This is a genomic window from Halomonas sp. AOP22-C1-8 (genome assembly GCF_052378905.1).
Lineage (GTDB): Bacteria > Pseudomonadota > Gammaproteobacteria > Pseudomonadales > Halomonadaceae > Vreelandella > Vreelandella citrativorans.
Genome location: NZ_JBQSYD010000027.1, coordinates 46,011 through 57,132, shown reverse-complemented (window position 1 = coordinate 57,132; position 11,122 = coordinate 46,011). Strand labels below are relative to the sequence as shown.

The following is an 11,122-nucleotide window of genomic DNA, read 5'->3' as shown; positions in this document are numbered from 1 at the left end:
CCACGCCGTAGCGTGGGTTTTTCTTACAAGTACCTGGTATTTTACCCGCACTTGCAGTGTGGCTGATCCGTCAGGATTAGCCGCGCTTAACAGCAGCGCCGAAACGCTTGTTGAAGCGCTCTACACGGCCACCGGTGGTCGCTTGCTTCTGCTTGCCCGTGTAGAACGGGTGGCAGTTGGAGCATACGTCTAGCGAGAAATCCTGGCCAGAAGTAGAGCCTACCTGGAAGCTAGCACCGCAAGAGCAGTTAGCGGTGACCGTATTGTAATTCGGGTGAATACCTTGTCTCATCGTGATGATCTCTCAAGCGGTATGCCGCCACCTGATCCGTTGCCAGGCACCGCATACGGGTTTGGAAAAACTACTAACCGGTTAACCGTCTGATCGTTTAGATTCAGAGCGGCCGCATATTTTAGCAAAACTTATCGCCGGAGGCCAATTGCCTGACACTGTTTCTTTGCAGGTGCTAAAAGTCGCCTTGCCGTCCCCACTCCGACGCCTGTTTGATTACCTGCCCGCCAGCCGCACTCCCCCTTGCGGCTGGCAGCCTGGGCTTCGTGTACGCGTACCCTTTGGACGGCGCGAAGTGGTGGGCGTGGTAGTTGAACTGGCTGCCACCAGTGAACTACCACGCAGCCAGTTACGTGCTGTCAGCGAAGCGCTGGATGATGCACCACTTCCCAATGACTGGCTGTGGCTATGCCGGTTTGCCGCACGCTACTACCAACACAGCTTGGGCGATACGCTCCATCATGCGCTGCCTGCACGGCTGCGCCAGGGCCACCCAATGGCTGGGCGCACGCAAACGCTGTGGTTTGCCGTAACGCATACCCAGCCGGATTTAAGCCGAGCGCCCAAACAAGCCGAGCTATATGCGCTTTTATGTCAGCATCCGCACGGCCTGCCTTCACGAGCTGTCAGCGCCCACGGCTTTAGCCGCGACCAACTGCTAGCACTGGGCAAGAAGGGGCTGGTCACCCACCAGGAAATCACCCTAACCGCCCCCGAGACGCCGAGTGGCAGTTTGCTTGCCACACCGGCACTGCCGCTCAATCGTGAGCAGGCCACCGCCCTTGCGGCGCTACACGAAAAGCTTGAAAGCTACCACCCTTGCCTGCTTGAAGGCGTTACCGGCAGCGGCAAGACAGAAGTGTATCTTCAGCTGATTGAAGCGATTGCCGCCAAAGGCAAGCAGTCGCTGGTACTGGTGCCGGAAATCGGCCTGACGCCGCAAACCCTGGCGCGCTTTAGAAGCCGCTTTCGGGTGCCCGTAGTGGCACTCCACTCCGGCTTAACCGACCCCGAACGGCTGGACGTTTGGGAAGCCGCGGCAAACGGGCGGGCGCTGATTATCATCGGAACGCGCTCGGCGATCTTTACCCCGCTTGCCAACCCAGGCGCGATCATTGTCGATGAAGAGCACGACGGCTCTTACAAGCAGCACGACGGGCTGCGTTACCACGCCCGCGACTTGGCCGTTGCACGCGCTCATTATCACGGCATTCCACTACTGCTGGGCAGCGCCACGCCTTCGCTTGAGAGCCTACAGCAGGCGCTTTCCGGTAGTTATCGCCACCTGCGCCTTACTCAGCGGCCCAGCCGTCATCAGCCCGCCAAGCTGGAGCTTCTTGATTTACGCCACCAGCGCCGTCAAGGGGGCCTGCTACCGGGTGCTATTAAAGCGATCAAAAGCACCCTGAGTGCGGGCAAGCAGGTGCTGATTTTCATCAACCGGCGCGGCTTTGCGCCGACGCTTGCCTGCCACGCCTGCGGCTGGATGGCGGAATGCGGCCAGTGCGATTCACGCATGACGCTGCACCGCCAGCCGCCGTTACTTGCCTGCCACCACTGCGATAGTCGTCGTGCCCTGCCGGATGCCTGCCCCGAGTGCGGCAGCGGTGACTTACGCGCGCTGGGAAGCGGCACCGAGCGTACCGAAGAGACGCTCCAGGGCCTTTTCCCCAAGGTCACCGTGCACCGTATTGATCGCGACAGCACCCGCAAGAAAGACAGCTTTGAGCAGATTCTAAAAGAGATTCAGCGTGGCGAACCTTGCCTGCTGGTGGGTACGCAGATGCTTGCCAAGGGGCACCATCTTCCCCACGTCACGTTGGTGGTTGTGGTGAATGCTGACGGCGGTCTTTACGCCGCCGACTTCCGTGCCCTGGAGCATAGCGCGCAGCTGCTGGAACAAGTTGCCGGGCGCGCAGGACGTGCAGCCGACCAGGGGCGGGTACTGGTGCAAACACTGCATCCGGATGACCCTCACTTAGGGCTGCTGGCCGAACAGGGCTACGGAGCATTGGCGAGAAACTTGCTGGAAGAGCGCCGCCAGGCACACCTGCCGCCATTCACGTTTATGGCGCTACTAAGGATCGAAAGCCCCCAGGAACCGGCTGCCCTTGCCTTAGCGCAACAGGCGGGCCAGGCGCTGCGCGAGTGGCTGAAAACGTCAGGCCTTACCACTTACTGCTTGGGCCCCGTGCCTGCGCCCATGGAGCGACGTCAAAATCGCTACCACATGCACTTAATGCTGACCGCCAATAAACGCAGTCAATTGCACGTGGCGGCCAGTTGGCTGGTGCAATGGCTTGAGGCCAACCGCGAGGCGCGCAAGGTGCGCTGGTCGATTGATATCGACCCTCAAACGCTTGCCTAGTCTGCGTCGCGCCCGTTGAAATAGCCAGGATTGCCAAGGGCACTTATGCAAGGATCGCATCAACACCTTTGAAACTGCGCGCCAAATGCTGATAATGGCCGCTTTGCTGATGCACTTCGTAAGTGCGCACTTGCACACGCCGCCACCGACGTTACCCGGATACCTAAATGAAAGACACGATTGTTTCCCTGCTCAACGGCGCCATTGATGCGCTTAAGCACCAAGGCGTGCTGCCTGATGACCTTCAGCCCAACATCAAAGTTGACCCCACCAAAGACAAGGCGCACGGCGATTACGCCACGAACCTGGCACTCATGCTGGCCAAGCCTGCCGGTAAAAACCCTCGTGAGCTGGCCGAGTCGTTGATTGCCGCACTGCCAGAAAGCGATGCACTTCAAAAAACCGAAATTGCTGGGCCCGGGTTTATCAACTTTTTTGCCGCCCCTGATGCCGCCGCCCAAATTGTGGCGCAAGTGCTGGATAGCGGCGACGCCTTTGGCCGCAGCATGATGGGCAAGGCGGAAAAAGTGCAGGTCGAATTTGTATCGGCCAACCCAACAGGCCCGTTACATGTAGGCCACGGCCGAGGTGCCGCGATTGGCGACTGCTTGTGCCGCCTGCTGGAAGCAACCGGTTACGATGTCACGCGTGAGTTTTACTACAACGATGCAGGCGCACAGATTGCCAACCTGGCCCGCTCGGTACAGGCGCGCGCCAAAAACCTGGGCCCTGATGATGAAAGCTGGCCGGAAGACGGCTATCGCGGCGAATACATTACCGATGTCGCCAACGACTACGTGGCGGGTAAAACGGTTACCGCTGATGATCGCGAAGTAACCGCCAAGGCAGACGCTGATGACCTGGAGGCCATTCAAGAGTTTGCCGTTGCCTGGCTGCGCCGCGAACAGGATCTGGACCTAAAAGCTTTCGGCGTTGAATTTGACGTGTACTTCCTGGAGTCATCGCTTTATCAGGACGGCAAGGTCAACGAAGCGGTTGAAAAACTCGTCGCCAACGGCCACACCTACGAAGAAGATGGCGCCATGTGGCTGCGTACCACTGACTTTGGCGATGACAAAGACCGCGTCATGCGCAAGCGTGAAGGCGGCTATACCTACTTCCTGCCCGACGTTGCTTACCACCTGGATAAATGGCAGCGCGGCTTTACCACCGTCATTAACGAGCAGGGGGCCGACCACCATTCGACCGTTACCCGTGTGCGAGCGGGCCTTCAAGCGCTGGAAGTGGGCATCCCCAAAGGCTGGCCCGACTACGTACTGCATCAGATGGTGATGGTCACGCGCTCAGGCGTTGAAGTAAAACTCTCCAAGCGGGCAGGCAGCTACGTTACGGTGCGCGACCTGATTGATGAAGTGGGCCGTGATGCCACGCGCTTCTTCCTCGCTGCACGCCGCGCCGACTCCCAGCTAACTTTCGACATTGACCTGGCGCGCTCGCAGTCCAACGACAACCCGGTGTACTACATTCAGTACGCCCACGCGCGCGTAAGCAGCATGCTGCGTAAAACTGAGGCAGCGGGTCAGCCTTTTGATCATGCCTTGGCGCTTGCCAATCTCGCGCTGCTGGGAAGCGATCAGGAAAAAGCCGTGCTTAACCGCCTGGCGCGCTACCCAGAAGTGGTTCAAAACGCGGCGAAAAACCGCGAACCACAGCAAGTGGCTCAGTATCTACTGGACCTGGCGGGGGATTTCCATACCTGCTACAACGCGGTCAAAGTCATGGTCGAAGACGATACGCTGCGTAACGTGCGTCTCTCGCTGGGTCTGGCAACCCGTCAGGTACTGCGTAATGGCCTGGACTTGATGGGCGTTAGTGCCCCCGAGGAGATGTAAGCCATGGCCAGCCCGCGCAAAAAGCCTGCTCGCTCTCGCCAGGGCGCTACCTCGCAGCGTAAAGCCCCTCGCTCCTCCAAAGGCAGAGGATTTCGCCTGCCGGGCTGGGTATGGGGTCTTGCCGGTATGGCCGCAGGTTTTTTCCTTGCTCAGCACCAGCACGGCACGGCGCCCTGGCAGGACACGCCAAGTGACCAGCCGCAGGCAACGGTACTCTCCAAACCCGAAAGTGCCGAGCGTGCCGCCGCCAGGGAAAACGAAACCGCAAGCGAACCCTCGATGCCCACGTTCGAGTTCTATACCTTGCTGCCTGAAACCGAGGTCATTGCCCCAGGCGTCACGCTTCCTTCAAGCGTTACCCGCCCGGAAGTTGCCGAGCAAGTTGATGTGCAAGCCGCCGAGAGCGCCTCAACCCAAACGTCATCAACTGACGACCCTATCGCTCAGGTGATTGCGGCCAACACGCGGCCGGAAGAGCAGGCAAGTACCGCGCAGCCGACAGCCCCCGCCAGCACCAGCGCGCCTAATCGTTACGTATTGCAGGCCGCTTCGTTTCGTGAGCTAAGCGATGCCGAGCAACTACGCAGCCGGTTACGTAATTTGAGCCTACTGGCGCAAATCAGCGAAGTGCAAGCGGGCGGCGATACGTGGCACCGTGTCCAGGTAGGCCCTTACGAAGACACACGCGAGTTGAACCGCGCCCAGGATTTAATGACCACGCAAGGCATTGAACCCTTGTTGATACAGCTGCAAAACTGATTTTAAGAACCGGGCCTCAAACGAATAAAGCGGTAGGCGTTACCCAGCGGGCGGTTGATTTTTTATCAGCCGCCCGCATTTTATTGTTCATCGTCTTTTATAGGCGGTCGCTCTATCATCGTTTAAGCGGCCGTTCAGTTATCGGGAGCACGCCTCCCCCAAGGAGTTATCTCCATGACCACTATCGTATCCGTACGTCGCGGTAATCAGGTTGCCCTGGCAGGCGACGGCCAGGTATCACTTGGCAACACCGTGATGAAAGGCAACGCCAGCAAGGTGCGTCGCCTCTACCGTGGCAAAGTGCTCGCCGGTTTTGCGGGCGGCACCGCTGACGCATTTACGCTGTTTGAGCGCTTTGAAGCCCAGCTTGAAAAGTATCAGGGTCACTTGACCAAGGCGGCCGTTGAGCTAGCCAAAGACTGGCGCACCGACCGTGCCCTGCGCCGGCTGGAAGCGCTGCTTGCCGTCGCTGACCACAGCTCCTCGCTGATCATTACCGGCAACGGCGATGTAGTGGAGCCTGAACGCGGCATTATCGCGATTGGCTCAGGCGGCAACTTTGCCCAGGCAAGCGCCCGAGCACTACTTGAGAACACCGAGCTTTCCGCGCGTGAAATCACCGAGAAATCGCTCCAAATTGCCGGTGACATCTGTGTATTCACCAACCATCACGTGACGCTCGAAGAGCTGAATATCAACGAACGTTGAGGCTGACTTAATGACTCAGATGACACCCCGCGAAATCGTCCACGCGCTTGATCAATACATCATCGGCCAGCAAGACGCCAAGCGCGCCGTTGCCATTGCGCTGCGCAATCGCTGGCGCCGCATGCAGCTTGACGACGACCTGCGTCCTGAAGTAACCCCGAAAAATATTTTGATGATCGGGCCGACCGGTGTGGGTAAAACCGAGATTGCGCGTCGCTTAGCGAAACTCGCCCGTGCACCGTTTATCAAAATAGAAGCCACTAAATTTACCGAGGTAGGCTACGTTGGCCGCGATGTGGAATCCATCATTCGCGATTTGATGGAATCGGCCATGAAAATGGTACGCGAGCATGCCAAAGAGGAAGTCGGCCATCGTGCCGACGATGCCGCTGAAGATCGCGTGCTTGATGCGCTTCTGCCGCCGCCCCGCGGCCAGGAAGACAAGCCTCGTGAAGACTCCAGCACGCGTCAAAGCTTTCGCAAAAAACTGCGCGAAGGCCAGCTGGATGATAAAGAGATCGATATAGAGGTATCTTCCCAGAGCACAGGTGTCGACATCATGACGCCGCCTGGCATGGAAGAGATGACCAATCAACTGCAGAGCCTGTTTTCCAACATGGGCCAGCAGAAACGCGAGCAGCGCCGCGTAACGGTCAAAGAAGCGCTGGTACTGCTGCGCGATGAAGAAGCCGGCAAGCTGGTGAATGAAGATGAAATCAAAGCGCGTGCCGTTGAGGCCGTAGAGCAGCACGGCATCGTGTTCCTGGATGAGATCGACAAAGTTGCCAAGGGCAGCGGACAATCCAGCGGTGGTGAAGTGTCTCGTGAAGGCGTTCAGCGTGACCTGCTGCCGTTGATCGAAGGCTCTACGGTTTCCACCAAGTACGGCATGGTGAAAACTGACCATATCCTGTTCATCGCATCCGGCGCTTTCCACTTGGCGCGTCCGTCTGACTTGATCCCCGAGTTACAGGGCCGTCTGCCGATCCGCGTGGAGCTTGATGCGCTAACGCCGGGCGACTTCAAGCGCATTCTGACCGAGCCATCCGCATCATTGACCAAGCAGTACCAGGCGCTGCTGGCAACCGAGGGGCTGGATATTGAGTTCACCCCTGACGGGATTGAGCGTATCGCCGAGATCTCCTGGCAGGTTAACGAAGGCACCGAGAATATCGGCGCTCGCCGCTTGCACACCGTGATGGAGCGTTTGCTGGAAGAAGCCTCGTTCAAGGGCGGCGATATGGACAGCCCGCTGGTCATTGATGCCAATTATGTGAATGCCCAACTAGGTGAACTGGCTGTCGACGAAGACCTGTCGCGCTATATCCTGTAATGATCGCTTAAATCGCTTGCCCACTGATGCCTGTTTCAATGGGGCGCAGAAGGTGGGCAAGCTATCTCGGCAATGAGCCAAGAGGTTTGTGCATGAACGCTCCCGCCCCCAACCGGGTTCACTATCATAAAAAGGCCCGCGAACTTGAGCTTGGCTATGCCAGCGGTGAGAGCTTCCGGCTGCCGATAGAGTTTTTGCGGGTTTACTCGCCCTCTGCGGAGGTACGTGGTCATGGCGGTGATACCGCTGTGCTTCAAGTCGGTAAAAAGGATGTCGGGCTACAAAACATCGTCCAGACAGGCAACTATGCGCTACAGCTTTACTTTGATGACGGGCATAGCAGCGGCATTTATAGCTGGGAATACCTGTTTGAACTCGCCACGCATCAAAAAGCCTATTGGGAGAACTACCTGCAGCGGCTAAAAGAAGCCGGTGCATCGCGCGAGCCGGCAGGTATCCAATTCAAGCAGCTGTGATTCGAGAAGCATGCTTCAAGAACCATAACCCAAGAACCAAACTCAAAAACCATGACCCAGCGCATCCGACCAAGCGCAGACAAATTGGGGCAGACAAGGCTACAATATCGCCAACCTTTTTATACGACGACCATCTGGTCGATTGTTACCGCCTCGAACTCGGGAGCTAAAGCCCCATGAGCCCCACGGAAAAGCGCACCACCGATTTTGGTTATCAAGAAGTCCCGGTCGACGAGAAAGCATCACGTGTAGCGGATGTATTCCACTCGGTCGCCGCCCGTTACGACGTTATGAACGATTTAATGTCGATGGGCATCCACCGTGTCTGGAAACGCTTCACCATTGAGCGTGCGGGCGTTCGCCCCGGCCACCACGTTTTAGATATCGCGGGGGGGACCGGTGATTTAACCCTTAAGTTCTCACGTATTGTTGGCCCACGCGGCAAAGTCGTGCTTGCCGACATCAACGCCTCCATGCTGAAGGTTGGCCGCGACAAGCTGATGGATAATGGCGTCGGTGGCAATGTTGAATACGTTCAGGCCAACGCTGAGTGCTTGCCCTTCCCTGACAATAGCTTTGACTGTATTACGATTGCGTTTGGCTTGCGGAATGTGACCAACAAAGACGCCGCGCTACGCTCCATGGCCCGCGTGCTAAAACCGGGTGGCCGCTTGCTGGTGCTGGAGTTCTCCAAGCCCAATAACCCGCTGCTTTCTAAAGCCTACGATGAGTACTCTTTCCGCCTGCTGCCTAAAATGGGCGAGCTTGTCGCTGGAGACGGCGAAAGCTACCGCTATTTAGCGGAGTCCATTCGCATGCACCCGAATCAGGAAACGCTTAAAGCGATGATGGGAGCAGCAGGCCTTGAGCGGGTGGAGTACACCAACCTGACAGGCGGCATTGTGGCCCTGCACCGTGGCATCAAGTTATGACGTTATCGTCGATAGTGGTATCAACGATCACGAGGTCAGCATGCTGTTAACCCCGACACTTGTGTTGGCCGGTTGTGAACGTACGCTTAATGCCCTGCTCGCTCGCGACCCTGCCGCACCGGCTCGCTTAGCGGCCCTGGCGGGCAGTCGGCTTTTGGTGCGTTTGGAAAAGCCGCATCTGCAACTGGTACTGCATTACCATTTGGCGGGTATTGACCTACTCCGTGGCGATGACGTAGACGAAGCCGATGTCGACGCAGTGGTAGAACTCACGCCTGAAACCTTCTCTGAATGGATCAGCGGCGCCTCCATTGAGCGGCTCATGTTTGACGGCAAGCTCGCGGTGCGCGGACGCCTTCATCTGCTGGAAGCTACCCGCGACCTGCTGTTTGACCTGGATATCGACTGGGAAGCCGAGCTTGCCAACTGGTTGGGCGATATCCCCGCTCACTCGTTGGCGGAAGGCGTGCGCCGCCTGACGCGCTGGGGGCTACGTACCAAAAATGAGCTTCTTCAGGATGTCTCAGAGTATGTATTTGAAGAAGCGCGTTTACTGCCAGGCCGCCAGCAGCGTGATGTGCTGCGTGACCACTTAACCGAACTTGAAGTGGCAACTGACCGTTTGGAAGCCCGCTTTAACCGACTCCATCGCCGTCTGGTGCGTGACTCATCGCTTGCCTCACAGGAGCCGTCGGCATGAGCCTGCGTCTGTTCAAAATTCTTTGGATTATTGCGCGCCACCGGCTAGACACTCTGATCCCCATGGAGCGGCTGCCGTTTTGGCTGCGAGCGCTTTTATGGTTTTCACCGCTGCGACTTTTTTCGGTTGGTCATCGCAGTCGTGGCGAGCGATTGCGCCTGGCGCTGGAAGCGCTGGGGCCTATTTTTATCAAATTTGGCCAGATGCTCTCCACGCGTCGAGACCTCTTGCCGGATGATGTCGCCAACGAGCTTAGGCGCCTACAGGATCAGGTGCCGCCCTTTCCGGGCGAACTTGCCGCCGCCCGGGTCGAAAAAGAGCTGGAGATGTCACTTGATGTAGCGTTCGCTGAATTCGAGCAGGCGCCACTTGCCTCGGCATCCATCGCTCAGGTACATGCGGCCAAGCTACATACCGGCGAAGAGGTGGTGGTTAAAATTATCCGCCCCGGTATCGACCGCATCATGCGCCAGGACATGGCGCTGATGTATCAGGTTGCCAAACTGTTTGCCAAGGTGCCTGAAGCCCGCCGACTGCGCCCGGTCGAAGTGATTCGCGACTATGAGGCCACGCTATTCGACGAACTGGACCTTTATAAAGAAGCGGCCAACACCTCACAGCTCAAGCGTAACTTCAAGGATTCACCGCTGCTGTTTGTACCGACTATTTATTGGCCTTTCACACGTCGACACGTGATGGTTCAGGAGCGTATTCGCGGTGTACCCGTCGCGGATATGGAGACGCTGACCGCCCGTGGGGTCAACTTAAAGAAACTCGCTGAGCGCGGCGTAGAACTCTTTTTTACCCAGGTATTTCGCGACAACTTCTTCCACGCTGATATGCACCCGGGTAATATTTTTGTTAATTGCGATAATCCCGAAGATCCTCAATACATTGCGATCGACTGTGGGATTGTGGGCAGTTTAACCCGCGAGGATCAGGACTATCTCGCGCGTAACCTTTTGGCATTTTTCCATCAAGACTATTATGAAGTCGCCGCGCTGCACATCGAGTCCGGCTGGGTGGGCGAGAATACTCGCGCGAATGAGTTTGCCGCGGCCATCCGCACCGTTTGCGAGCCGATCCTTGAAAAGCCTTTAAAAGACATTTCCTTTGGCCAAGTACTGTTAGGGCTTTTTCAAACGGCTCGGCGCTTTAATATGGAAGTCCAGCCTCAGTTGGTACTGCTGCAAAAGACCCTGCTCAATATTGAAGGCCTTGGCCGCCAGCTCTACCCGGAACTTGATCTATGGAGCACTGCCAAGCCCTATCTTGAACAGTGGATGAAAGACCGCGCGGGCATTAGCGGGCTGTGGGAGTCGTTAAAGCGCCAAGCGCCTGAGCTTTCTCATCAGTTGCCTGAACTGCCCGTTCTTGCCCACCAGGCGCTGACCCGGATGGAAGTTGAACATCGCCAGCGTCACCAACAGGTCGACTCGATTCATCACATGCAGCGCCAAATGGCGGATCAAGGAAAACGCCATCACCGCTTACGAATTGGCCTGCTCTTGGTAGCAATTGCACTGGCCTGGCAGCCGCTTGCCAGTTGGGCCGCTACTCAGGATTGGCCGATTTTAGGCGCAGCCGCCATTGGCTTGCTGCTACTGTTATGGCAATAGCATTGTTATAACCGTGATTGGACGTTCGCACGTGGTGGGACTTTCACTAACGAATGATGATGCTCACTGTTGTAAAGGAGAC

Annotated in this window: 10 protein-coding genes; 9 read left to right on the top strand and 1 reads right to left on the bottom strand. The window is 57.3% G+C overall.

Annotated elements, in window-relative coordinates:
• Positions 1–76 precede the first annotated feature (76 nt).
• Positions 77–292: a 50S ribosomal protein L31 gene (gene rpmE, locus ACT3TY_RS14245; protein WP_087105934.1), complete on the bottom strand. Its 216-nt coding sequence runs from the start codon at positions 290–292 to the stop codon at positions 77–79.
• Between the two features lie 148 nt (positions 293–440).
• Between rpmE and ACT3TY_RS14240 the strand changes: the two genes are divergently transcribed.
• From ACT3TY_RS14240 to ubiB, 9 genes are all read left to right on the top strand, one after another.
• Positions 441–2,660: a primosomal protein N' gene (locus tag ACT3TY_RS14240; protein ID WP_444628678.1), complete on the top strand. Its 2,220-nt coding sequence runs from the start codon at positions 441–443 to the stop codon at positions 2,658–2,660.
• Positions 2,661–2,827: 167 nt separating this feature from the next.
• Positions 2,828–4,513, top strand: coding sequence for an arginine--tRNA ligase (gene argS, locus ACT3TY_RS14235; protein WP_444628676.1), 1,686 nt, complete (start codon positions 2,828–2,830; stop codon positions 4,511–4,513).
• Between the two features lie 3 nt (positions 4,514–4,516).
• Positions 4,517–5,272 carry an SPOR domain-containing protein gene (locus tag ACT3TY_RS14230; protein WP_444628675.1) on the top strand — a complete coding sequence of 252 codons (756 nt, stop codon included), beginning with the start codon at positions 4,517–4,519 and terminating at the stop codon, positions 5,270–5,272.
• 174 nt (positions 5,273–5,446) lie between these two features.
• On the top strand, positions 5,447–5,980 hold the full coding sequence (hslV, locus tag ACT3TY_RS14225; protein WP_444628673.1) for an ATP-dependent protease subunit HslV: 534 nt from the start codon (positions 5,447–5,449) through the stop codon (positions 5,978–5,980).
• A gap of 10 nt (positions 5,981–5,990) precedes the next feature.
• Complete coding sequence (gene hslU, locus ACT3TY_RS14220; RefSeq protein ID WP_444628672.1) at positions 5,991–7,313, top strand: ATP-dependent protease ATPase subunit HslU; 1,323 nt, start codon at positions 5,991–5,993, stop codon at positions 7,311–7,313.
• A 92-nt stretch (positions 7,314–7,405) separates the two neighbouring features.
• Positions 7,406–7,789 (top strand): gamma-butyrobetaine hydroxylase-like domain-containing protein, encoded by a 384-nt coding sequence (locus tag ACT3TY_RS14215; protein WP_172117387.1) that lies wholly within the window; start codon positions 7,406–7,408, stop codon positions 7,787–7,789.
• Between the two features lie 176 nt (positions 7,790–7,965).
• Positions 7,966–8,721 carry a bifunctional demethylmenaquinone methyltransferase/2-methoxy-6-polyprenyl-1,4-benzoquinol methylase UbiE gene (gene ubiE, locus ACT3TY_RS14210; protein WP_444628670.1) on the top strand — a complete coding sequence of 252 codons (756 nt, stop codon included), beginning with the start codon at positions 7,966–7,968 and terminating at the stop codon, positions 8,719–8,721.
• A 40-nt stretch (positions 8,722–8,761) separates the two neighbouring features.
• On the top strand, positions 8,762–9,421 hold the full coding sequence (locus tag ACT3TY_RS14205) for a ubiquinone biosynthesis accessory factor UbiJ (protein WP_087105919.1): 660 nt from the start codon (positions 8,762–8,764) through the stop codon (positions 9,419–9,421).
• Positions 9,418–11,040 (top strand): ubiquinone biosynthesis regulatory protein kinase UbiB, encoded by a 1,623-nt coding sequence (gene ubiB, locus ACT3TY_RS14200; RefSeq protein ID WP_444628669.1) that lies wholly within the window; start codon positions 9,418–9,420, stop codon positions 11,038–11,040. Before ACT3TY_RS14205 ends, ubiB begins: the two co-directional genes overlap by 4 nt.
• Positions 11,041–11,122 lie beyond the last annotated feature (82 nt).